Origin of the sequence: uncultured Mycobacterium sp., assembly GCF_964249325.1 — a bacterium.
In the GTDB taxonomy this organism is placed as follows: Bacteria; Actinomycetota; Actinomycetes; order Mycobacteriales; family Mycobacteriaceae; genus Mycobacterium.
The window spans coordinates 33,671-56,791 of record NZ_CAXUCH010000005.1; the positions used below are offsets into that span (position 1 = coordinate 33,671).

The 23,121-nt window shown below is 65.2% G+C and carries 23 protein-coding genes and 2 pseudogenes (1 of these 25 running past the window's edge); 11 read left to right on the forward strand and 14 right to left on the reverse strand.

Annotated features, from left to right (window positions below; all coding sequences use genetic code 11):
* The 4 genes and pseudogenes from ACFE99_RS01580 to ACFE99_RS01595 all read left to right on the forward strand — a co-directional run.
* Positions 1-173 (forward strand): annotated as a pseudogene (locus ACFE99_RS01580) (ubiquitin-like domain-containing protein); it begins 940 nt to the left of the window's first position.
* Complete coding sequence (gene rsmA / locus ACFE99_RS01585) at positions 137-1,066, forward strand: 16S rRNA (adenine(1518)-N(6)/adenine(1519)-N(6))-dimethyltransferase RsmA (protein WP_375481816.1); 930 nt, start codon at positions 137-139, stop codon at positions 1,064-1,066. Before ACFE99_RS01580 ends, rsmA begins: the two are co-directional and overlap by 37 nt.
* Before the next feature lie 196 nt (positions 1,067-1,262).
* Positions 1,263-2,213 carry a 4-(cytidine 5'-diphospho)-2-C-methyl-D-erythritol kinase gene (locus ACFE99_RS01590; RefSeq protein WP_375481818.1) on the forward strand — a complete coding sequence of 317 codons (951 nt, stop codon included), beginning with the start codon at positions 1,263-1,265 and terminating at the stop codon, positions 2,211-2,213.
* Between the two features lie 309 nt (positions 2,214-2,522).
* Complete coding sequence (locus tag ACFE99_RS01595) at positions 2,523-4,157, forward strand: fatty acyl-AMP ligase (protein WP_375481769.1); 1,635 nt, start codon at positions 2,523-2,525, stop codon at positions 4,155-4,157.
* Positions 4,158-4,169: 12 nt separating this feature from the next.
* Here ACFE99_RS01595 and pth read toward each other — a convergent pair whose 3' ends face one another.
* The 7 genes from pth to glmU all read right to left on the reverse strand — a co-directional run bounded on the left by pth (position 4,170) and on the right by glmU (position 9,993).
* Positions 4,170-4,766, reverse strand: coding sequence for an aminoacyl-tRNA hydrolase (pth, locus tag ACFE99_RS01600; protein ID WP_375481771.1), 597 nt, complete (start codon positions 4,764-4,766; stop codon positions 4,170-4,172).
* Positions 4,767-4,769: 3 nt separating this feature from the next.
* Positions 4,770-5,435: a 50S ribosomal protein L25/general stress protein Ctc gene (locus ACFE99_RS01605; protein ID WP_375481820.1), complete on the reverse strand. Its 666-nt coding sequence runs from the start codon at positions 5,433-5,435 to the stop codon at positions 4,770-4,772.
* A 125-nt stretch (positions 5,436-5,560) separates the two neighbouring features.
* On the reverse strand, positions 5,561-6,427 hold the full coding sequence (locus ACFE99_RS01610; protein ID WP_375481773.1) for an oxidoreductase: 867 nt from the start codon (positions 6,425-6,427) through the stop codon (positions 5,561-5,563).
* A gap of 42 nt (positions 6,428-6,469) precedes the next feature.
* Entirely contained in the window at positions 6,470-7,129 is a 660-nt protein-coding gene (locus ACFE99_RS01615; RefSeq protein ID WP_375481775.1) for an LpqN/LpqT family lipoprotein, read from the reverse strand.
* Positions 7,126-7,482 (reverse strand): arsenate reductase (glutaredoxin), encoded by a 357-nt coding sequence (gene arsC / locus ACFE99_RS01620; protein ID WP_375481777.1) that lies wholly within the window; start codon positions 7,480-7,482, stop codon positions 7,126-7,128. Before arsC ends, ACFE99_RS01615 begins: the two co-directional genes overlap by 4 nt.
* On the reverse strand, positions 7,482-8,462 hold the full coding sequence (locus ACFE99_RS01625) for a ribose-phosphate diphosphokinase (protein WP_375481779.1): 981 nt from the start codon (positions 8,460-8,462) through the stop codon (positions 7,482-7,484). Before ACFE99_RS01625 ends, arsC begins: the two co-directional genes overlap by 1 nt.
* Before the next feature lie 55 nt (positions 8,463-8,517).
* Positions 8,518-9,993 (reverse strand): bifunctional UDP-N-acetylglucosamine diphosphorylase/glucosamine-1-phosphate N-acetyltransferase GlmU, encoded by a 1,476-nt coding sequence (gene glmU / locus ACFE99_RS01630; RefSeq protein ID WP_375481781.1) that lies wholly within the window; start codon positions 9,991-9,993, stop codon positions 8,518-8,520.
* A 270-nt stretch (positions 9,994-10,263) separates the two neighbouring features.
* Between glmU and ACFE99_RS01635 the strand changes: the two genes are divergently transcribed.
* The gene (locus ACFE99_RS01635; RefSeq protein WP_375481822.1) at positions 10,264-10,626 is read left to right on the forward strand and encodes a PAS domain S-box protein; all 363 of its coding nucleotides are present in this window, start codon (positions 10,264-10,266) and stop codon (positions 10,624-10,626) included.
* A gap of 104 nt (positions 10,627-10,730) precedes the next feature.
* On the opposite strand, the gene ACFE99_RS01640 is transcribed toward ACFE99_RS01635, so the two are convergent.
* Both ACFE99_RS01640 and ACFE99_RS01645 read right to left on the reverse strand, forming a co-directional pair.
* A complete protein-coding gene (locus tag ACFE99_RS01640; RefSeq protein WP_375481783.1) occupies positions 10,731-12,590 on the reverse strand; it encodes a putative bifunctional diguanylate cyclase/phosphodiesterase in 1,860 nt (619 codons plus the stop codon).
* Between the two features lie 464 nt (positions 12,591-13,054).
* On the reverse strand, positions 13,055-14,164 hold the full coding sequence (locus ACFE99_RS01645; protein ID WP_375481785.1) for a glycosyltransferase: 1,110 nt from the start codon (positions 14,162-14,164) through the stop codon (positions 13,055-13,057).
* A 539-nt stretch (positions 14,165-14,703) separates the two neighbouring features.
* Here ACFE99_RS01645 and ACFE99_RS01650 point away from each other — a divergent pair.
* Positions 14,704-15,456 (forward strand): sulfate transporter, encoded by a 753-nt coding sequence (locus ACFE99_RS01650; RefSeq protein ID WP_375481787.1) that lies wholly within the window; start codon positions 14,704-14,706, stop codon positions 15,454-15,456.
* 92 nt (positions 15,457-15,548) lie between these two features.
* Here the strand turns inward: ACFE99_RS01650 and ACFE99_RS01655 are convergent.
* The 5 genes and pseudogenes from ACFE99_RS01655 to ACFE99_RS01675 all read right to left on the reverse strand — a co-directional run.
* Positions 15,549-15,762: pseudogene (locus ACFE99_RS01655) on the reverse strand (type VII secretion protein EccE); the annotation flags it as partial.
* A 12-nt stretch (positions 15,763-15,774) separates the two neighbouring features.
* Positions 15,775-16,059 carry a WXG100 family type VII secretion target gene (locus ACFE99_RS01660; protein ID WP_375481790.1) on the reverse strand — a complete coding sequence of 95 codons (285 nt, stop codon included), beginning with the start codon at positions 16,057-16,059 and terminating at the stop codon, positions 15,775-15,777.
* A gap of 41 nt (positions 16,060-16,100) precedes the next feature.
* The gene (locus tag ACFE99_RS01665) at positions 16,101-16,397 is read right to left on the reverse strand and encodes a WXG100 family type VII secretion target (RefSeq protein ID WP_375481792.1); all 297 of its coding nucleotides are present in this window, start codon (positions 16,395-16,397) and stop codon (positions 16,101-16,103) included.
* A 108-nt stretch (positions 16,398-16,505) separates the two neighbouring features.
* Positions 16,506-17,717, reverse strand: coding sequence for a PPE family protein (locus ACFE99_RS01670; protein ID WP_375481794.1), 1,212 nt, complete (start codon positions 17,715-17,717; stop codon positions 16,506-16,508).
* A gap of 16 nt (positions 17,718-17,733) precedes the next feature.
* Positions 17,734-18,033 carry a PE family protein gene (locus ACFE99_RS01675; RefSeq protein ID WP_375481796.1) on the reverse strand — a complete coding sequence of 100 codons (300 nt, stop codon included), beginning with the start codon at positions 18,031-18,033 and terminating at the stop codon, positions 17,734-17,736.
* A gap of 389 nt (positions 18,034-18,422) precedes the next feature.
* On the opposite strand from ACFE99_RS01675, the gene ACFE99_RS01680 reads away from it, so the two are divergent.
* The 5 genes from ACFE99_RS01680 to ACFE99_RS01700 form a co-directional block, all read left to right on the forward strand.
* Positions 18,423-18,770: a dTDP-4-dehydrorhamnose 3,5-epimerase family protein gene (locus tag ACFE99_RS01680; protein WP_375481798.1), complete on the forward strand. Its 348-nt coding sequence runs from the start codon at positions 18,423-18,425 to the stop codon at positions 18,768-18,770.
* Positions 18,771-18,773: 3 nt separating this feature from the next.
* Positions 18,774-20,450 carry a sugar transferase gene (locus tag ACFE99_RS01685; protein WP_375481800.1) on the forward strand — a complete coding sequence of 559 codons (1,677 nt, stop codon included), beginning with the start codon at positions 18,774-18,776 and terminating at the stop codon, positions 20,448-20,450.
* Positions 20,451-20,690: 240 nt separating this feature from the next.
* Positions 20,691-21,467 (forward strand): O-methyltransferase, encoded by a 777-nt coding sequence (locus ACFE99_RS01690; RefSeq protein ID WP_375481802.1) that lies wholly within the window; start codon positions 20,691-20,693, stop codon positions 21,465-21,467.
* Complete coding sequence (locus tag ACFE99_RS01695; protein WP_375481804.1) at positions 21,464-22,543, forward strand: acyl-CoA dehydrogenase family protein; 1,080 nt, start codon at positions 21,464-21,466, stop codon at positions 22,541-22,543. The genes ACFE99_RS01690 and ACFE99_RS01695 overlap by 4 nt, the downstream gene beginning before the upstream one ends.
* A 148-nt stretch (positions 22,544-22,691) precedes the next feature.
* A partial coding sequence (locus ACFE99_RS01700; RefSeq protein ID WP_375481806.1) for a CoA transferase occupies positions 22,692-23,121 on the forward strand: 430 nt, incomplete at its 3' end.

The following is a 23,121-nucleotide window of genomic DNA, read 5'->3' on the forward strand; positions in this document are numbered from 1 at the left end:
ACGGTGGTGTGCAATTCGACCAGAGAACCTGGGAACGTAGCGGCGGCTTGCGCTATGCCCCTCGCGCTGATCTGGCCACCCGCGAAGAGCAGATCGCCGTTGCCCAGACGGTGCTCGAACGGCAAGGCTGGGGCGCCTGGCCGGTGTGCAGCGGAAGAGCAGGTGCGCGCTGACCATCCGGCTGCTTGGCCGCACGGAGATTAGACGGCTGGCTAAAGAGCTCGAGTTCCGGCCGCGAAAGGCGTTGGGACAACACTTCGTTCACGACGCCAACACGGTGCGCCGGGTGGTGTCGGCGTCCGGGGTGAGTCGGTCCGACTACGTGCTTGAAGTGGGGCCTGGTCTAGGTTCACTGACGCTGGCGTTGCTCGACCGGGGTGCCGCGGTCACCGCCGTCGAGATCGACCCCCTACTGGCCAGTCGACTGGAGCAGACCGTTGCCGAACACTCCCACAGCGAAGTTCACCGGTTGACGGTGCTAAACCGCGACATCTTGTCGATCCGTCGCAGCGATCTGGCGGCCGAACCAACAGCGGTGGTTGCCAACTTGCCCTACAACGTCGCGGTGCCGGCTTTGTTGCATCTGCTCGCCGAGTTCCCCTCTGTGCGCACCATGATGGTGATGGTGCAGGCCGAGGTCGCCGAACGGCTTGCCGCTGAACCGGGCGGCAAGGACTACGGCGTGCCCAGTGTCAAGATGAGGTTTTTTGGTCGGGTCCGCCGCTTCGGCATGGTGTCGCCGACGGTGTTCTGGCCGATTCCGCGGGTCTACTCCGGGCTGGTGCGAATCGACCGCTATAAAGCGTCGCCGTGGCCCACCAATGAGGCCTTCCGCCGACGCGTGTTCGAACTGATCGACATCGCATTTGCCCAGCGGCGCAAGACATCGCGCAACGCCTTCGCCGAATGGGCGGGCTCGGGCAACGAATCCGCGAAGCGGCTGCTGGCGGCGAGCATCGATCCTGCCCGCCGCGGTGAGACGCTGTCCATCGAAGACTTCGTGCGGTTGTTGCGTCGCTCAGGGGAGCGGACCGACAACACCGCTGCCGGCCAAGAAGCGTCGTAGCGGCAAATCCCGGCGCGGTGGCCGAGCTCCTCGGCGCGGGGTTCGATGGCCCGGCTCCTCCTCAACCCGATTGCCCGGCTCCTCCTCGGGCCGTGCCGCGGCCCGCATCGTCGCCGGGCGAGCGCCGCTGGCGGCGTGCATCGTCGCCGGAAGCAGTGTGGTTTGGTTTTCCCGGCGATACTCTCGTGCCGTGCCGATGGACGGAAGCACCGCCGCTCAGTGGGTGCCGACTGGGTCGGTGACGGTCCGGGTGCCCGGAAAAGTCAACCTCTACCTTGGGGTCGGGGATCGCCGCGCCGACGGTTACCACGAGCTGACGACGGTGTTCCAGGCGGTCTCGCTGGTCGATGAGGTCACGATCCGCAACGCCGACGTGCTCTCGCTGGAGATCAGCGGCGAAGGGGCCGACGAACTGCCCACCGACGAGCGCAACCTCGCTTGGCAGGCCGCCGAGGTGATGGCCGAACATGTCGGCCTGGCACCCGATGTTTCGATCACCATCGACAAATCCATTCCGGTTGCTGGCGGGATGGCGGGCGGAAGTGCTGACGCCGCCGCGGTTCTGGTCGGCATGAACGTGCTGTGGGAGCTCGGCGTGCCGCGTCGCGACCTTCACGCGCTCGCCGCGAAGCTCGGCAGCGACGTGCCGTTCGCGCTACACGGCGGCACCGCGCTGGGAACCGGGCGCGGCGAGGAGTTGGCCACGGTGCTGTCGCGGAACACCTTCCACTGGGTGCTGGCGTTTGCCGACAGCGGCCTGTCGACGGCGGCGGTGTTCGCCGAGCTCGACCGCCTCCGTGAGGTGGGGGAACCGCCGCGACTCGGTGAGCCCGGGCCTGTGCTGGCAGCCCTTGCCGCCGGCGATCCCCAACAGTTGGCGCCTTTGTTGGGTAACGAGTTGCAAGCTGCCGCGGTGAGCTTGGATCCGGCGCTGCGCCGCGCCCTGCGTGCCGGTGTAGAGGCGGGCGCACTGGCGGGCATCGTGTCGGGGTCCGGGCCCACCTGTGCCTTCCTGTGCTCGTCGGCGACTTCGGCGATCGACGTCGGCACTCAGCTGTCGGGCGCCGGTGTGTGCCGCACTGTCCGCGTCGCCAGCGGACCGGTCCACGGTGCCCGCGTGGTACCAGCGCCGGTGACCGAAGTGTGACCTGAGCCTCAAACCGCGCCACGGTTTGGCGGTTACTTAAGAGGAGCCTAAGATGATCGGCGGTGACGACTAGCGGTCAAACAATGTGCCCAATCGCACCGCCCGCCGATTATCGCGGTGGGCGGTCGACCCGCCGCCACAGCGGCCGTGTTTGCGCTACCCGTCCGGCCTCTCCTGAGGCATCTGACGCATCACCGATTCGAGACATAACCGCTGCCCAATTGTGTGCACGCCTCTACTGCACTTGCCCAATAGCAGGGGCAGCATGAAATCCCGGGCCTGGAAAGCGCCGGTGCCAAGGAGGGTGTCGTGAGCAGGTTTACCGAGAAGATGTACCGCAACGCCCACACCAGCCCCCGCGGCATGGTCACCGGCGAGCCACACAACCCGGTCCGGCACACCTGGCGCGAGGTGCATGAGCGGGCCCGTCGCATAGCGGGCGGACTGGCGACCAACGGTATCGGCCACGGCGATGCCGTCGGTGTGCTTGTAGGCGCCCCCGTGGAGATCGCGCCGACGGCGCAGGGGCTCTGGATGCGGGGAGCCAGCCTCACCATGCTGCATCAGCCCACCCCGCGCACCGACTTGGCGGTATGGGCACAGGACACCACCACGGTCATCGACATGATCGAGGCGAAAGCAGTCATCGTCTCGGACCCGTTCATGCCGGCCGCGCCGGTGCTGGAGCAGCGCGGCGTCAAGGTGGTGACCGTCGAGCAACTGCTGGACTCCGAGCCGATCGACCCTATCGAGACGGACGAAGACGATCTGGCGTTGATGCAGCTGACGTCTGGATCCACTGGTTCACCCAAAGCTGTCCAGATCACCCACCGCAACGTGTACTCCAACGTCGAGGCCATGTTCGTCGGCGTCAAGTACGACCTCGAGACCGATGTCATGATCAGCTGGCTGCCCTGCTTCCACGACATGGGCATGATCGGCTTTTTGACCGTCCCCATGTACTTCGGTGCCGAGCTGGTCAAGGTCACCCCGCTGGACTTCCTGCGTGACACGCTGCTGTGGGCCAAGCTGATCGACAAGTACAAGGGCACGTTCATCTGCGGCCCGAACTTCGCCTATTCGCTGTTTGCCAAGCGGCTGCGCAAACAAGCCAAACCCGGCCAGTTCGACCTGTCGACGCTGCGGATTGCAATGTCGGGTGCCGAGCCGGTGGATCCGGCCGACGTCGAGGACCTGATCGACGCGGGCCGGCCCTTCGGTCTGCGGCCGGAGGCCATCCTGCCCGCTTACGGCATGGCCGAAACCACGCTGGCGGTGTCGTTCTCGCCGGTGGAACAGGGACTGGTCGTCGACGAGGTGGACGCCGACCTGCTGGCTGCGCTGCGTCGGGCGGTGCCGGCCACCAAGGGCAATACCCGTCGGCTGGCTTCACTCGGGCCAGTGCTCGACGGGATCGAGGCCCGCATCGTCGACGAGGACGGTAACGTGCTGCCGCCCCGCGGCGTCGGGGTGATCGAGCTGCGCGGCGAGCCGCTGACCCCGGGCTACATCACGATGGGCGGGTTCATTCCCGCGCAAGACGAACACGGCTGGTATGACACCGGCGACCTCGGCTACATGATGGAAAACGGCCACCTCGTCGTATGCGGCCGGGTCAAGGACGTCATCATCATGGCTGGCCGCAACGTCTACCCCACCGACATCGAGCGGGCGGCGTGCCGGGTTCCCGGCGTGCGCCCGGGCTGCGCGGTGGCCGTGCGGCTCGACGCCGGGCACTCACGGGAGTCGTTTGCCGTCGCGGTGGAGTCCAACGCCTACGAGGACCCGGCCGAAGTGCGTCGCATCGAGCACCAAGTAGCGCACGAGGTCGTCACCGAGGTCGACGTGCGGCCGCGCAACGTTGTCGTGCTGGGACCAGGCACCATTCCGAAGACGCCGTCGGGCAAGCTGCGCCGCGCCAACTCGGTCACGTTGGTCACCTAGCGGCTGCTCGCGCTACCAGGCGTGCACGCGGTTTTGGGCCGGCTCCAAACCCAACTCGATGAGCAACTCCGTGGCGTCGGCGGCTTGCTCACAGATCGCCGGCACCTCGGTGCGCTCGGCGACGGAAAAGTTCTCTAACACGAACGCCGCTGGGTCCCTGCGCCCGGGTGGACGCCCGATACCAATGCGCACCCGCTCAAAATCCTTGGTGCCCAAGGCTGCAACCACCGAGCGCAGCCCGTTGTGGCCGCCTTCGCCACCGCCGAGCTTGAGGCGGATGCGGCCGAACTCCAGGTCCAAATCGTCGTGGATGACGACGATGTCGGCCGGCGGCACCGAGTAGAACTTGGTCAGCTGCGCGATTTGCCGGCCGGACTCGTTCATGTAGCTGCGCGGCTTGGCCAGCACCACCGAGCAGCCACCGAGCCGGCCGGTGGCGATCTCCGCGCCGGAACGCTTGTGCGCCTTGAACGTCGAGCCCAGCCGCGCGGCGAGCCGATCGGCGACCATGAATCCGAGGTTGTGCCGGGTCCGGGCGTAGTTCGGTCCGGGGTTGCCAAGACCGACCACCAGCCGGGGCCACCGCGAAGCCGGGGACGGCTCGGCCATGCGTTACTCGGACTCGGCCTCGGCGGCCTCGGCTTCTTCGGCGGCCTCTTCCGGGGCCTCTTCGCGTTCCGGCACCTCGCCGGCGCCCTCGGCCTCCAGTTCCTCGGCAGTCGGCGCGTTCACGACGTTGACCACCAGCTGATCAGGATCGGAGACCAGCCGCACGCCCGGCGGTAGTGTGATTTGCCCGGCGGTGAACTGGGTGTCGGGCACCGCGCCTTCGACCGAGACGGTCAGCTCCTCAGGAATCGACAGCGCCTCTGCCTCGATCTCGATGGTGCTGGTTTCCTGGGTGACCAAGGTGCCCGGCGCCGGCTCACCCACGACGTCGACGGTGACTTCGACGGTGACTTTCTCGCCGCGGCGCACCAGCAGCAGGTCGGCGTGCTGGATGGTGTGTCGGATCGGGTGGACGTCGATGGCCTTGGTCAGCGCCAGCTGCTCCTTGCCATCAATATCGAGGGTCAGCACAGCGTTGGAGCCAGAGTGGCGCAACACCGCGGCGAACTCGTGGCCGGGTAACTCCAGATGCTGCGGGTCGCTGCCGTGACCGTAGAGGACCGCTGGGATCTTGCCGTTGCGCCGGGCCCGGCGAGACGCGCCTTTGCCGGTCTCTGTTCGCACCGACGCGCTCAGCTGATTGGTTGACGAAGCCGCGGAATTGGCCATGGTGTCGCTCCTGTGTTGGTCGGGCACGGCCAGCATCGCGACAACCAGAAGGTCCCCGTCGATAACGGTGGCCGCCGGGGCAGCCACCCTCGCCGTGACGCCCGACAGGTTAGCGCATCAGCGGCTCAGAGCGGAAATTTGACGCCGGTGAGCTGCTCGGAGAGCTCCCAGAGTGCTGTGGCGGTGCTTTCCCGCTTAGCCAGCGGGCTGCGGGCCGCGGGCTGGGTGCGGCCGAGCATGCCGAAGCGCGGCCCGACGAACGTGTCGCCCGGCAAATCCTGCGACACGGCGTACAGCGTCTGACGGGCGCCGAAGTCGGCGTCGGTGGCGAAAATCCGGTTGCCAATCGCCATCAGCGCGTCTTCGACGCGGTGACCTGAGTGCCCCTGCAGATTGGTGCGTGAATAACCGGGATGGACCGACAGCGCGCGCAGCGGTGAGCCGACCGCGTTCAGCCGCCGCTGCAGCTCGCTGGTGAACAACAGGTTGGCCAGTTTCGATTGGCCGTAGGCCAGCCACCGCGAGTATCGCCGCGAGTGCCAGTTCAGGTCGTCAAGACTGATGCGGCCCATCCAGTGGAAGAACGACGACACCGTCACCACCCGGTCGGCGAGCTTGGGCAGCAGCAGATTCGTCAGCGCGAAGTGACCGAGGTGATTGGTGCCGATCTGGCTTTCGAAGCCGTCGACAGTCCTCGCTTCGGGGGTGGCCATGACGCCGGCGTTGTTGATCAACACGTCGACCGTGCCGATCGTGTCGGCGAAGCCCCGCACCGAGGCCAAGTCCTGCAGGTCGAGTCGGCGCACTTCGACGTGGCCGATCATCTGCCGGGCGGCGACCTCACCTTTCTCGGTGTTGCGTACCGCCAAGATGACGTGGGCGCCAACCCGTGCCAGTTCACCGGCCGTCACCGCGCCCAGGCCACTGTTGGCACCGGTGACAACCAGCGTGCGTCCTGCGAATGACGGCAGGTCTGCGGCGGTCCAACCCATGGCGGATACAGTAACGCCGCCAAGGCACCCCGATGCTGCGGGCTACTTGGCGGCGACGGTGAATCCGGCGATGATCGCCTGGATGTCCTGCGCCTCGGGGAAGGCCTGGTCGGCCATGCTGGTGATCGTGAGTTGAACGAGGTAAGGCTGCTTCGCCGGTGGGGATCCGGCAGCGATGACGACCCGGTTCCACCCATGCAACCGTTTGCCGTTGAGGTTGTAGCTGCCCTCGATCATCGACGACGGAAAGCCGTGAAAGTCGGCTGTGGACGCGTTTAATTTCCTGAAGTTCTCCGACCGCGCGGCATCGGCGTTGGCGTGTTTGATCACGTCTGCGGTATTGAAGTCTCCGCGCAGTTTGAACACCATCAGCATCGCGATCGGATAGCTGCCGTTCTTGGCGATCGCCTGCGTGGCCGGGGTGATGCTGGGATTGCTGAACTTCTCCCAACCCGGGGGTGTGGGGATCGACACGGTCAGGTCGGGTAGCGAATCGGGAGCCACCTGCTCGCCGGTGACACCAACGCTTTCCAGGTATTTCCCAAGCGGCTCTGCCGAATCAGTCGTCGTCGGGGTGGTGGTGGTCGTCGCACTCGTCGTCCAAACCGACTGGTAGTCAGGTTCTTTCGGGCTGCAGCCGACCGCGGTTAGCGTTAGGATCACGACGGCGGCCGCGCATCGACTGATCGCGGGGAGCCTCACAGAATCTCGTGGACCACGTCGACCGGACGAGCCAGCCGGGTGCCCTTGGCTGTCACGACGAACGGGCGTTGGATCAAGATGGGGTGTTCGGCCATTGCGTCGAGCAATTCGTCGTCGGTGGCATCGGCCAGGTTGAGGTCGCCGTACAGCGGCTCACGGGCGCGCCCCGCGGTGCGCACATCGATGCCGGCGTCGCGGATCATTTTCGCCAGCTGATCACGCGACGGAGGCGTCTTCAAGTACTCGACGATGGCTGGCTCGATGCCCTTGTTGCGCGACAGCTCCAGTGTCTTGCGCGACGTGCTGCACTTGGGGTTGTGGTAGATGACCGTGTCGTTCGAGGTGCACGGCATTATGCGTCTCCGTCGAACAGCCCTGTCACTGAACCGTTTTCGAACACTGCACGGATAGTGCTGGCCAACAGGGGCGCAATCGACAACACCGTCAGTTGCGGGAAACGCTTGGTCTCATCGATCGGCAGCGTGTTGGTGACGATCACCTCACGGGCTCCGCACTCGGCCAGCAGCTTTGGCGCAGGATCGGACAGCACGCCGTGGGTGGCGGCGACGATCACGTCTCCGGCACCGTCGTCCTTCAGCAGCGGCACCGCCGCGGCGATGGTGCCGCCGGTGTCGATCATGTCGTCGATCAGGATGCACGTCTTGCCGGCGACTTCGCCGACGACGCGGTTGGACTTCACCTGGTTGGGCACCCGTGGGTCGCGGGTTTTGTGGATGAAGGCCAGCGGAACGCCCCCCAGCGAGTCGGCCCACTTCTCGGCAATGCGAACCCGCCCAGAATCGGGGGAGACGACCACCATGTCGTGGCCGCTGTAGTTGTCCTTGAGGTAGCCGGTGAGCAGGTTCTGCGCGCGCATGTGGTCGACGGGTCCGTCGAAGAAGCCCTGGATTTGGTCGGTGTGCAGGTCGACCGTCACGATGCGGTCGGCGCCGGCGGTCTTGAGCAGGTCGGCGACCAGTCGCGCCGAGATCGGTTCGCGGCCGCGGTGCTTTTTGTCCTGGCGGGCGTAGGGATAGAACGGTACGACGGCGGTGATCCGCTTGGCGCTGCCCCGCTTGAGTGCGTCGAGCATGATCAGCTGTTCCATCAGCCACTTGTTCAGCGGCGCCGGGTGTGACTGGAGGACGAACGCGTCGCAGCCGCGCACGGATTCGTGGTAGCGCACGAAGATCTCGCCGTTGGCGAAGTCACGAGCAGTCTGCGCGGTGACGTGGACGTCGAGCTCCTTAGCGACCTGCTCAGCCAGCTCAGGATGCGCACGACCCGCGAACAGCATCAAGTTTTTGCGGTTGTCGGTCCAGTCGTGGCTCACGTGGTGCCCCCGCCGTTCGGATCGAGATTGTCGCCTAATACTAAGGAGAGAAACGTCAAGGTGTCCGGTCGGGTTCGTCTGGGTTGTTCAGGGCGGCCTGCGCCTTCTCGGCGGCCTTGGCGGCCGCGCTGCCAGGGCGCTTGCGCTGCACCCAGTTCTCGATGTTGCGTTGCGGTCCTGCCGACACGGCCAACGCGCCGGGGGGGACATCGTGGCGCACCACGGTGCCGGCACCGGTATAGGCGCCGTCGCCCACCGTTACCGGCGCCACGAACATGGTGTCGGAGCCGGTGCGCACGTGCGAGCCGATCGTGGTGCGCTGCTTGGTCTGGCCGTCGTAGTTGACGAACACGCTGGATGCGCCGATATTGCTGTGCTCACCGATGTCGGCGTCGCCGACGTAGGTCAGGTGCGGCACCTTGGTGCCGGTCCCGATGGTGCAGTTCTTGGTCTCGACGAACGCTCCGACCTTTCCGTCGGCGCCCAAGACGGTCCCGGGCCGCAGGTACGCAAAGGGGCCGACCGCCGCGCCGTCACCTATGGACGCCGAGATGCCGTGAGTGCGGATTACCGCCGCGGCCTCTCCGACGGTGACGTCGGCCAGCGTGGTGTCCGGGCCGATGGTGCAGTGTCCGCCGATGCGGGTACGGCCGAGCAGCTGTGTTCCGGGCAGAATGACGGTGTCCCGGCCGATAGTGACGTCGACGTCGATCCAGGTAGTGGCTGGATCGCCGACGGTGACGCCGGCCAGTTGGTGCCCGGCGACGATGCGGCGGTTGAGTTCAGCGGCCAGCGCCGCCAGCTGGACCCGGTTGTTCACCCCGGCGACCAGCACGCTGTCGTCGACGTGGCGGGCGTGTACGGTCCGGCCATCTTGGCGGAGGATGGAGATCACGTCGGTGAGATAAAGCTCGCGCTGGGCATTGTCGGCGGACAGCCGGCTCAGCGAGGTGCGCAGGGCCGAGATGTCGAAGGCGTAGACCCCGGCGTTGACTTCCTGGATCTCCTGCTGGGAGGGCGTCGCGTCGGCTTGCTCGACGATCGCGATCACTTCATTGTCTTGGGTACGCAGAATGCGGCCATAGCCGGTGGGATCGCTCAGCGTCGTGGTCAACACCGTCACCGGTGCCGGCTGCGCGCGATGAGCGGCGATCAGGTCGGCCAGGGTATCGGCGTCCAGCAGCGGAATATCGGCCGAGGTGACGACGACGACGCCGCTGTAGTCGTCGGGCAGCGCGGACAGCCCACACAGCACGGCATGCCCGGTGCCCAGCTGTTGATCCTGCATCGCCACGTCGATGGGGCGACCCAGCGTCTCGGCCAGTTCGGCGACGACGGGTGCGATGCGTTCGCGACTTTGGCCCAATACCACCACCAGGTGCTGGGGTGCCACCTTGGCGATCGAATGCAGGCAATGCGCCAACATGCTGCGCCCGGCGAGCGTGTGCAGCACCTTGGGGGTGTCTGAACGCATCCGGGTTCCGGATCCCGCTGCCAATACCAGGACCGCCGATTCGCCGTGAGTTGTCATCAAGCCTCCCCGGCTTTCTCCCGCGAGTATGCGTGTGGGTACGCCGACACGCCGTCAAGCGTGTCATTTTCTGCACGCTCGCGGCAAAAAAGGCGCGACGTTCTCGACCACCGCACGTCGTCATCTTCGCAACGGTTCGGGCATCGGCGTGGTCGTGGTGCCAACTACGAAGCGTCTGACGGCCGTCTTTGCTCATTTCCGGAACTAATGCACCGAATGGACGATAATCGGCGCGTGGAGCGACGGATCCGGCAACGAAGCGAATCGCCGATGGACACCCTCAACGGGTTGCCCGCTCTCGTCGTGCTGGAGCGGATCCCGGTTCCGGCGCTCGCTATCGTGCAGGACGGCACCATCCTGTTCGCCAATACTGCGTTTGGGGAGATGTTGGGCTATGCCCCTGAAGCGGTCCGGTCGTTGGCTTTACATCAGATCTTTCATAAGGCGCCCGCCGCCGAGTCCACGATGTCTGCTGTCCATGCGCTCTCGAATATGGTTGTCGAATTGGCGCACAGTGACGGCTCTACCGTTCGGGCATTAATGAGTAGGTCGGCGTTAGCGCGTTCCGATGACCCGATTGCGCTGGTGACGTTTCAAGATCTAACCGAGCGCCTGTGGGCCGATGGACGCTAGCACGAGGGGCGAAGCATTAGCGCCGAACAGCCACATAAAGATTCCGTAAACGGATTGCGCCAGCAGTGACTCCCCGGGTCACATATCGGCCATCCTTGGTCTAGCTATATGACCATCTCCGACAAAGCGTCGCCGTTAGCGAGGAAAGGCATCGGCATCCAACGTGAGGAAAGCAACGACTGCATGGCGCTGCCCAGGATAGGAGGCGACAGCAAAAACCCTTGAGCTCGGTGGCATCCATTTTGCATCAAAGTTAATGCCGCCGCAGGGGTTTCGACGCCTTCGGCAACCAATTGGAGCCCGAACGCCTCCGCAAGCCCAATGATCGCGCGCACGATCGCGAGGTCATTGGGATTGGTACCGAGGTCACGAACGAATGCCGTATCGATCTTCAGCGTATCGATCGGAAGCGACTTCAGGTGTGATAGCACAGCGTAGCCGGTGCCGAAGTCGTCAATGGCGATATGGACCCCAATTTCCTTCAACTCTGCAAGGGTTCGCTGAGTGCTCTCGATGTCGTGAACCACTGCCCGCTCGGTGATCTCGAGGCACAATGAGCCACTATCGATGCCGAACTCCTCGAGAGTGTTGGCGATGCTACGGACGAAACCGCGGCCCGCCAGCTGTAGCAGAGATACATTGACACGCAATACCGCGCTCTGTCCCACTCCCTGCGATCGCCACCGACTGAACTCGGCACAAGCGTTTCTCAGGACCCACTGGCCGAGTTCGCCGGCGAGGTTCATCGATTCGGCTACACCGACGAATGAATCAGGTAGCAGCAGCCCGCGCGTAGGGTGGCGCCAACGGATCAGCGCTTCAGCCGCCACGATGGCGCCGCTCCACAAATCGATCTCGGGCAGATAGTGCAGCAGTAGCGCTTGCCGGTCGATATCGCCCTGAAGATGCAGTTGGATATCGTCGCGGAAAAGCCGCTTCAGGGAGATGTCGTCGGACACCGCGACCTGGTTGCCGCCTCCGCGCTTGGCCGCCAAGACGGCTTCATCGGCACGATGCAGCAGGTCGGTACTGTCGTCGCGTCCAGGAACGCCGACCGCCACCCCGATGCTGACCGTCCGGGTGATGGTATGGCCGCTTATCACCAGACGGTCGCGCAGCATCGTCCGAAGCCGATTAGCAAGCGATTCTGTGGCATCGATTGACATCGCCCAGTCCGGAACGACGACGAACTCGTCCCCGCCCAGCCGAGCGACCATGCTCCGGCTCCCGGCGCACCCACGAAGCCGCTCGGCGAATAGTTGGATGAACCAATCCCCAGCGGTATGACCCAGGCAATCGTTGATCGCCTTCAGTCGGTCGAGGTCGATATACATGATTGCGACCGGTCCGGGACGGCCGGCCGCGAGCCGTTCAGAAAGGTGTGCTATGAGCGCTCGACGGTTGCGCAGGCCCGTCAGATCGTCATGCTCAGCGATATAGTGAAGCTTTTGTTCGGCGGCGACGCGGGCCTGTAATTGTGCAAACAGCGATGCGACCGCCTCGAGCGTATCGATCACTTCCTGCTTCCACTTCTTGGCGCCGAATTTGACAGCCCCCAGCGCACCGGTCGTGACTTTTCCCGAAACCAGTGGTGCCACCGCAACCAACGGCGATGCCGCGTGACGGCGTCCCGCGAGCCAATGCTGGTAAGTGTGTTCGAGCTCGTCGGGCTTGATCACTATCGATTTCGTACTGCTGTCGGCCAATGCGAGTACCGGGTGGACGCTGCTGAAGTGGATGACGCCGAGGGGGTCAGGATCTGGAACGCAGGGTCGAGGTGGCCAGTCAGCCACCAATATCGAGGGCCGGATGTCGTGATAGTTGTGGCGCAAGAAGCAGTAGTCCAGATTCAACTGCTCGGCGAGGCGGCCCAATACGTCTCGGCTTACGTCGGTAGCGGTTGGCGCGGTCGCTTCCAGGAGTTTGTTGGCAGCCGCAGTGACGACGGCCAGGCTGTGCAGCACGGTGTCCTCCGATCCGGTGGTGCGTGGCTCCAGTGCCGCCGCTTCTGGTTGTGACTATGACGTTGTCTAAGGGCTAGTTACTTCGAAGTGCCGAAATTGACACTGTTGAAGGCTTGGACGGCGAGCCGACCGTGTCGCATTTTGACGACCGTTCGACTATTCCGGCCTCCCACCGGAGCGGCTAGGGTACCCGACTACCTGATTTCTTCGCGGCGTGCCGTAGCTGCATTTAGTTGAACGGATGCCAATTAGCTACTACACCAAGGTTTTGGTAGCAGTGAAGCACAGCGCGAACGGTCTCAGTCGGGAAACGCAAAACTATTCGTTTCCACATTCGACGGCCACGAGATGGCGTCCGAGCTTGCTTCCGAAGTCGGCAGGCCAGAGCCAATCACCGAGGCGCCGTGACCGCTCCTGCTCGTGAGGCACCAGAGCGCTGCCCGACGTCGCCGTGCGCAGCCGTGCTATCGACTTCGGCCTGGGCCTTTGGGGTGAGCCGCAATTCTGGATGGAACGTGGGGCCGAGCTGCCAGCACTTCGCTGATGACGTCAAGCAGCCGATCCGCGGCGCCGTCGGCAGCGAATCGCTGCTGGTAGTGGCGCGCTGCCGCGGCTCCACGCAGTGTCGCGGTGAACGGATCGGCGAGCTCGTCGAATGCGGCTGCGAGTGCGGCGCTGTCGTCGACACCGATTGGAGGGTAGTTGGGCGGTTGATATTCGGGCAGGCCATCGACAGTAGAAACGACCGGCATGACGCCAAGCTGCATCGATAAGACCTGGACACCAGTTTCCGAGGCGCAGCGGTAGTGGACGATTGAACCCTTCGCATGGGCGAGCGTCGTGACGACGTCGGAGTGACGGTACTTACCTGACCGCCACCGAACGAATGCAGGCAGAGATCGGATAACTAGGGGCCCGTCGCCGATCAACACCAGCTCGTCACCGCGCCAGCCGCCGCTGCTTAGGTGCCGCTGCCAGCCCTCCAGCACTACATCGATGTTGTTATCTGGGTTGAGCCGCCCGATCATCACGAAGTCATGGCGTCCGTCGGCGCCGACCAGTGGAGGCACCAGCGCTGCATCGAGGTCACTGGTACGCGGCACCACGTATATCCGAGTGCCGCGTACATCACGTCGCGCGGCGACCGCAGTTGCAGCGAAGTTGCTGTAAGTTACGGTGGCTGCTGAACCGGCACCCCAGCGGCCGAGTACGGCGCGTTCGCAGACCGGCCGGTGCTTTGCGGTTTCGTCCGCAAAATCGCCGTGCACCAGTTGGATGCGCGGCGCCTTGCCAGCCAACAAAATCCACCGTGGGTCGCGCACCAGCTCCGCGAGCACGACATGGGGCCTGAATTGGCGAATACGACGCCAGCCTGCGAGGGTGGCTGGCCAGCTTGCCGTCGCGCGAAAGCGCGGATCTAGGACTAGCTCGTAGTCACGAGCTGTATCCGACTCCGGCAGTTGGTTGGAGGTGACCAGCAGCACCTCGGCACCCCGTCGGTACAGCGCTTCGGCCTGCACCCGCGCCAACGGTCGCATGCACGGTGAAAGCCACAGCACTCGAAGTGGATTCATAAAACCGCGCCAATCGCATCGACGTAAGCATCGGTCGTCCGCTTTATCGTGTGGTGCTGTCGTACTTGCCTGAAGCCGCGTAGTCCAACAGGATGCAGATCGCCGCACAGGCCGCGCCGCGGATGGCGCTGCGAGCGCTGTACACGCTCCTTGCGCGTTGTCCCAGCCAGCTGTGCAGCCGCGTGGTTAACCTTGTGCTCTTGTTTGCGCGGAAACCGCGACCCGTTAAGCCCTGTAGAAGGTTCGGATAGCGGCACTATTGAAACCACACACCCACCTAGCACGCGAGTTCACATACCGATCGTAGCATATTGAGTCATTCTCAAACTTCTAGTACGTTCCTACAAAGCCTGGCGCCTGCGTTTCGATTGCGACTACGAGTGGCGCGGCCCGGCGCCGGCCCAAACTTGTGCCGGGGCCTTCGGCTTAATCGACGGCGCGGTTCGTTTGGCGACGCAACCTGACATTGCCAGCTAACCTCCTACACATGGCGTGGCGCAGCGTTCACACGCTGCGGCGCCGCGGTTAGGAAATGCATCGTGGCCGCGGCGCGAAGTCCGTTGACGATCACTGCCGCCGCAGTGGCGGGTACCTGTGTGCTGACTGTCTACGGGGTGCTGGACAGCACAACCTATTTCAGGTTGCGTGACGCAATCCTCAAGGCTGCGCTCGACGTACCTCGGGCTGTCATTATCGATGTCACCTGCATGGTTGTTTCAGCCCCGTCGGCGTGGGCGGCGTTCACCAGTGCCCGCTGGCAGATCGACCATTGGCCAGACATTCCCATCGCGTTGGTGTGCGACAAGATTGAGAACCATAAGTCATTGCGCCACAACGGCATTAGCCGTTACATTCCAGTCTACTGGACTGTGGACGCCGCGATTGCCGCGCTTTCGGGTGATGACGAGCAGTCATACCGTCGGCGCGCGCGCGCAGAGCTGCCTGCCGGAAACAGCGGTATCTCGCGCTGTCGCGAGCTGGCCGAGCAGTGGTTGACCGCCTGGTCCAAGACCGACTACATCGCGGTGGCATCCGCCGTGGCCACTGTGCTGGTCGAAAACGCGCTCACCCAGACCGGCGGCGCATTGTCGCTTCGATTGGAAAGCAAGGGGAGCACAGTGGCGGTGGCCGTGCAATACCCAAGCACTGCCGTGGTCAAGCATCGGGAAGCCGCGGACTGTGGCATCCACGGCCTGGAACGCGTCGCAGCAACCTGCCGGGCCTGGGGGAGCATCCCAACTTCATCCGGGACGGCACTGTGGGTGGTGATCGGGCCGGAGAGTTGCTTCTGACACTCAAGCCGGTCTTGGGAAAGTCGCCGCAGCCGCCGGGAGACTGACCTCCCTCAAATGGGGGACGCGCCGATTTTATTGGGACGTCGTTGTTACGACGCTCGCGCCGTGCTCATCAATTTCTCTACCGGTCCCAGCGGCACCACGAGATCGCCGCAGTCGCACAGCGTCCGCGTCGGCACTATTAGCCGGGGAACGCATCGTCGGCGCCGGTAGGCTGGCCCGCACCGCAGCCAACTGGCGGCCTGTGAGCGGATTCAGTCCGTTCCATACTTCCTTTGGCAACCGGTGGTCGGTGTGATAGCGGGACCCAAGCTGTCAGGCCCAGCTGGCGCCCACGGCACTGTCGGTGCTGGCCATGTTGCTGCTGGCGGTTTGCACCTTGCCGCCATGAGCATTGGCTTGCTCGTAGATCACCTGGAAGTTACGGCCCAACTCGGTGATGAACTGCTGGCACGCCGTCGACCCGGCGCCACCCCAAAAGTCGCCGGCCGCAAGCACATCGCGGATGATGGACTGGTGCTCGGCCTCCAGCGCCATCGCCTGGGCGCGAATCGTGGCGCCGTGGGCGTCGACGTCACCAAACTGGTAGTTAATCGTCATTTTCGTTCTCCTAACGTGAAAGCACTTGTGCTGCAGCGGCTCTAGCTACTCAGGATCTGCTGGGAGTCCTGCTCTTGCTGTTCGTAGTTGTTGGCGTCGCGGATCAGACCGTCGCGCACGCCCTGCAGCATGTTGACGATGTTGCGGAACGCGGTGTTGATCTGACCCATGGTGTTGTAAGACGTCGCTTGCGCGGTCCCGCTCCAACTGGCACCGGCAATGTTTAGCGAGGACGCCCACATCCGGCGGGCTTCATCCTCAACGGTCTGGGCGTGCACGTCAAAACGGCCCGCCATCGCCCGCATCTGGTCCGGGTCGGTCATAAAACGCGTAGGCATCTCATTGCCTCCTTTAACTTGAAATCATCAGACTGATGGACTGTGACAACCGGAGTTATGCGGTCGCATAACCACCGGCCAAAAACACTCGTATGGCCCTCCTTCCAGTCATCCGGCGTAGACGGGGTGTTGCACCACAGTGGGACGGAAACCGAGCCTGGGTATAGAAGCCGCCGGAGTGGGCCCGCTGCGGCCGGCCAACGGCGCCAGCGGCGCGCCGAGCATGCCACCCGGGTTCGCCGCGCCGACGGCCGGCGTAGCGGCACTAGCCGTGGTGGCCGGCAACGACGTGGCGACCGGGTTGAACGCCGGAGCGGCCGACGCCCAGCTCTGCGGCACCGACAGCGTGCCGACCGACGTTGCCCGGCCCAGTCCCGCGGTCACCGCCGCACTGCCCAGGCTGGGTGAGGCGAGCGCGCCCGAACTGCTGCCGAATGCTGGGCTCACCGCCGAGAAGTTGGTGCCGAACATGCTCACTGCGGGACCCACAGTGCGCATCAGCGAACCGGCCGAACCGAACATGGATGCCCCCGAGGCGCCCAGCGACGCCGACGAGCCGGTACCGGATGCCAGGCTGGCGCCCGAGGTAAGGGCAGTGGACGACGTCGTCAGACCCGTCAACGCCGTCACCGGCGAGCCGGCTGAAGACGACGTCGATGAAGCGGTCAGCGGCGTCGTAGCGGCCAGCGGCATCGACATCGCCGAAGTCAGCGGCGACACGGTTTGTGCGCTGGTGCCGGCGGAGGTGGCTGCGGCTTGCCCAACCGCAGCGGCCTGTCCGGCCAACCCAGCCGGGTTGGTGCTGGGCAGCGGGGGCATGAACGGCGTGAACGTCGACGCTGTCTGTGACGCGGCCGCATAGCCAAACATCGCCGCGGCATCCTGCGCCCACATCTCCATGTAGTGGGCCTCGGTGGCCATTATTGCCGGGGTGTTCTGGCCGAAGAAGTTGGTGGCGATCAGCATCATCAGCAGCGCGCGGTTGGCGGCGATCACCGGCGGCGGCACCGTCATCGCGAACGCCGCCTCGTAGGCGGCCACGGCTGCCTTGGCCTGCATACCCGTGGCCTCGGCCTGTGCGGCGGTGGTACCGATCCACGACACATAAGGTGCGGCCGCGGCCGCCATCGCTATCGACGACGGTCCGAGCCAGCTGGCAGCGAGGTCCATGATCGCGGCGCTGTAAGAAGACGCCGTCGAGTACAACTGCGCGGCCAAGACGTCCCAGGCCGTCGCAGCGGCCAGCATCGGGCCCGCTCCCGGACCGGCATACATCCGGCCGGAGTTGATCTCCGGTGGTAACGCCCCGAAATCGAGCATCTGGGACCGCCAAAAATCAGCCGGCCGCGATCACGTTGGCGGCTTCGGTCACCGCGTATGAACCGGCGCTCATGCCCAAGGTATTCACGAACATCTCATGAATCGCCGAAGCCTGCGCGCCGACCGCCTGATACATCTGGGCGTGCGCGGCAAACTGTGCCGCGGTCAACGCGGACACTTCATCAGCCGCCGCAGGTACCACCGCCGTCGTTGGGGCCGCCGCAGCCGCATTCTGAGCGCTCATCATCGAGCCGATCCCTTGCAAGGTGCCGGCTGCCGCTGCCAGCGCCTCCGGCTGTGTAGTCACAAACGACATGCGCTTCCTCCTCCGCGGACGTGAGAGCCGACTCGCAAAAGCGAGCGCCGGCGCTGCGGTGACGCCCGGCCGCACCATCACAGGCCGGGCGCGCTGCAAACGGTTTATTCAGCTTTAGGCCAGTATACATACGATACGTATGATTGGATCCCTGTCAGGATACTACGAGTATCCCCACGAATCCACCCCTGTCCACCAGCCTTCCGTAGGTCCACCAGCCTGTTAGTCGCCTGTCATGCGGGTGACTTACGGTCTGGTGATTGTTTACAAGGAGACGATCAGTATGTATACTGGCTGTTCTGGTATATCGCTGGTATATGTGGCCGCACTCCTGCGTCGCCGTAACCACGGCCCGCCCGGTGCGTCGACCTGCTTCCGCTAGGAGCGACATGATCTGCGGCCGTCCCACGACCATCTACGGCGACGGCAGAGGAACCCGTACCTACGGGTGGAAGTACACACCCACTGATTCTGCACCGCCGACTATCGTCGGCATTTGCTTTTTCGCCGGCGATTTCGGCGAGTGCGGCTTGAACACTACTGTCCCGCAAACGAATATCTCCGCCAACTTTATCCGGGCCACTTCGCGCGGTCTGCGATGTCAAAAGCCGTGCGCCGAGGCCAAGCTGGTGCGCTGTCCTCGCGCTGCCATTGCCGACGTCGCCTTCGAAGTCCACCCTATGTCGCAGACCTGCCGCAGCCATGCCTCCGGTATGTGCTTTTGGAGCGGAGCCTGAGCTATGACATCTCTTTTCCAGACACCGGACACTCCGGAGCGGTTGCGGCGGACCGAGTCGCCAGTGGTTGGCGATGCGCTTGTCCGGCGTAAGGACGTCGGTGCCGGAGATTCCCGCACATCGACCCGCCCGGGTTCGCTGCGGGGCACCGCGGGAGCAAGTGTCGCTGAGGTGGGCGCAATCACTCCGTTGCGGCAATCCGACTTCGACGCTCCCGCGACGCTACCTACAACTCCAGGGTCCCTTCGTGCACGGTGGCAGCAACGCTACGGCAATTGGCTTGCGGCTTCTGATGCCATCGTTGTGATCGGTGTCGTGGCGGCGGCACACATTCTGCGATTCGGAAAAGTGACGAGCGGCAGCCTCTGGGCGGGATACGCGTCGGTTGCCTACTCGGCGGTATCGGTACTGATCGTGTTGGCGTGGGCCCTGGTCTTGACGATCTACCACACGCGTGCACACCGAGTAATCGGAGCTGGCCCCGAGGAGTTCCGCCGCGTGTGGACGGCCACGTTATGGTTGTTCGGAGTCATCGCTGTTGTCTCGACTCTGTTCAAGCTCGACATCGCTCGCGGTTACCTGGCCATTGCGTTTCCGCTAGGGCTTGTCGCATTGTCCGTCAATCGCCACCTGGCCCGCAGGTATGTCGCAGCGCAGCGTCGCCGCGGCCGCTTCATGACCGCGGTGCTCGCTGTCGGCGACCCCCGATCGGTCAAGGCCCTCGCGCGGTCGCTGGCGCAGCATCCGGCCGAAGGCTACACCGTGGTCGGTGCCTGCCCTCTCGGTATTCTCCAACGCCAAAACATCGTCGTCCCCGGCCTCGGGCCGCTGCGGGTGTTTCCCCACGAAGCCGACATCCGACACGCGATCGCGGCGTCGCAGGCCGACACCGTCGCATTGACCTCGGCGGGGGAGCTGGGGCCAGAAGGCATCCGCGACCTGTCGTGGCAATTGGAGAGGCTCGGCGTCGACCTGGTCGTGTCGCCGGGAATAGTCGATGTGGCCGGCCCGCGGCTGACGGTGCGCCCGGTGGGCGACCTACCGCTGATCCACGTTGACAAGCCGCAATATCAGGGAGCCAAGCGGTTTCAGAAGCGCGCATTCGATGTTTGCTTTTCACTGCTGGCGCTGCTGGCCGCGTCGCCGGTCATGATCATTGCTGCCGTGGCGGTGAAGGTAACCAGTCGGGGGCCGGTCTTCTATCGTGCCGAACGCATCGGCCTAGACGGTGTGCCGTTCCAGATGATCAAGTTTCGCAGCATGGTTGTCGACGCCGATCGGCGGCTGGCAGAGGTGGCCGACCTCAACGAGAGTGTCGGCGGCGTGTTGTTCAAGATCCGCGGGGACCCCAGAGTCACTCGGGTGGGCAGGCTTTTGCGCCGGTACAGCATCGACGAACTCCCGCAGTTCATCAACGTGTTGCGTGGGGACATGAGCGTGGTCGGACCCCGTCCGCCGCTGCGGAGCGAAGTCGAGACCTATGACCACCGAGTGCGGCGCCGACTGCTGGTGCGTCCCGGCATTACCGGACTGTGGCAGGTCAGCGGCCGATCCGACCTGTCATGGGAGGACTCGGTGCGGCTGGACCTGTCCTACGTGGAGAACTGGTCGATGCTCAGCGATTTGGCGATCGCGGCGAAGACCGTTGGGGCAATCTGTCGTGGCTCGGGTGCATATTGAGCGCGCTATCAGAACACACAGAGCTGCAGGCCGCCAGCGAGCACGGCGTCCACCCGGCTTCTTCTTGGTGGAGGACCAAGACACCCAGGTGGAATGCGGCCGGAGCGCCGGCTGCAAGACGGCGCTGGTGACAAACGCCCACTCGGCCAGGAAGAGAGGGTCTTCTCGGTCCTACCGCGACCGTGATCGCTTTGTCAGAAGCTGCACACCGGATCATCCGCTGGAAAGGGAATGAATGTAATGACCTCGGTGAACATTGATATCTATGCCGACGGCGCCGACGTGGACGAGATGCTGGACGCGCTCGAGCGGCCCACACCTCTGCCGATCGTCCCGCAGGACGGTGACGATCCGCGGGAGCTCTACGCGAGCTTGCTCGTCAAGCTCATGCCGCTGGCCGAGCCCGTGGAAGGCGTGCTGAACGAGATCGAGGAGACAGCGAGGACCGAGGGGATCCCGATCGTGGGCCGCCTCGAGGGCTCGATCCTCCAGATCCTCACGATGCTCCACGGACGCCGGGCGATGCGGATTCTCGACATCGGGACGGCGATCGGGTACTCAGCCATCTGGCTGGCGGCGGCGCTCGCCCCCGGCGGGACAGTCACGACGATCGAGCTTGATCCGGAGCGGGCGCAGCGCGCCCGTCGATACATCGAGCGAGCCGGGTTCGCCGACCGGGTGGATGTCCTCGAGGGCGACGCGTTCGACGTGATCCCGACGCTCGGAACCTACGATCTCATCTTCCAGGACGTGATGAAGCACGTGTACTTCGGCAGCGACCCGGGGCTGGCGCTCTCGCTGTTGCGCCTGACCGTCGAGCACCTCGCCCCCGCCGGCGTGCTCATGATCGATAACGCGCTGTGCGGCAACGGGATCATCGAACCCGGAGCACACAGCGCGTCGAACCAGCTCGCCGGCGTGCAGGCGCTCAACCACGCCCTGAGCCGCGACCCGGCGTTCCGGAGCGTCATCCTCCCCGTCCGCGACGGGCTGTGGCTGGCGCAGCGGGTCGCGTGACCACGCCCGGTGCCACGGCCCCCGGCGCGGAGGCCCGCATCGCCGACCCGGTCTCGTGCGTTCTCGGGGATGGACTGGCCGGGTTGCGACGTCACGTGCTCGGGGCGGTGGTGCCGGCCCTCGACAAGCTGCTCGCGGACGTCGCTGAGGAGGACGAGCTTCCGCCGGTCCTCGAGCGGCTCGCGGCTGACCCCGTCTCGCTCCTCGACGGTCGTGACGCTCCGGACGATCTCGGCATCCGGCACGCCACCGTCGCCGTCGAGGCGCTCGCCACGGGGCGCCAGACGTACCTCATCCCGGTGCTCGTGAACGCGCTGGCCCGGGTGCCGATCGTGCTCGCCGGAAACGACGCGCCACAGGAGCGGTTCCTTGCGCGGGCCGCGACGCGTCCCGTAGGCACGTTCGCCATGACAGAGCCTGAGGCCGGCTCCGACGTGGCACGCCTCGCGACGACGGCCCGCGACGACGGCGACCACGTCGTCCTGAACGGCCACAAGCGCTGGATCAACGTGCTCGACCGCGAAGCGCTCGAGTGGATCATCGTGTGGGCGAGGCCGGAGGGCTCGGCGGGGCATACGCTGTCCTGCTTCGTGGTGCCCGCTGACGCGCCGGGCGTCCACATCGCCCAAGTCGGAGACATGCTCGGAATGCGCGCGATTCCGCTCGCCGACATCCGGCTCAAGGAGGTCCGGGTCCCGCGGACCCATCAGATCGGCGAAGACGGGCGATGCTTCGGGCTGGCGATGCGCTGCTTGAACTCGGTCCGTTGTGTCGTCGGGGCCCGCGGACTCGGACTGACCGCGCGAGTCCTCATGGACGCCGCGGATTACGTCAACGCCCGTCCCTCGTTTGGCGGCACGCTCGCCGACCGTCAGTCGGTGCGGGCGACCCTCGCGGCGCTCGCGGCGCGCTTGGAGGCGGCTCGGCTGCTGACCTACCGCGCGGCCGCGCTGGCAGACGCGCGCCACCTCGGCAAGGAGGCCGGCCCGGTGCATGCCGCGAGCAAGTGGCTCGGCACCGAGCTCGCTGTGGAGGCCGCCACAGCGGCGCTGCACCTCGCCGGTGCCGCCGGCTAAGCGCTCGCCGGCGAGCAGGCCGGCGCCGAAGCATGTTCGCCCGGCATCTGCGCGACGCGCAGCAGCTGACGATCGTCGAGGGGGTCAGCGAGGTCCAGCTCGAGCTGATCGGATACGGCGTGCTCGACGGCTCCCTGTGGTGGGCGCGGTGAGCTGGCCTGCCGCGGCCGGGGAGCGTCGCGGCCCTCTGGCCGGGGTCCGCGTCCTCGACCTCTCGCGGATCCTCGCCGGCCCATTCTCGACCCAGATCATGGCCGACCTGGGCGCGGATGTCATCAAGGTGGAGCGGCCGGGCGCGGGCGACGAGACCCGCCGCTGGGGTCCGCCGTTCGCGGCGTCGGGCGCGGCGGCGTACTTCTACGCCTGCAACCGCGGCCGGCGATCTATCGCCCTCGACCTCCGGACGCCTGAGGACCGGGCGATCGCCCTCGACCTCGCCGCCGCCGCCGACGTCCTCCTCGAGAACTTCATGCCGGGCACGATGGAGCGGCTCGGCCTCGGTGACGAGGTCCTGTCCGCTCGCAACGAGCGCCTTGTACACGGCGTCATCTCCGGCTACGGCCACGAGCGCTCAAGGG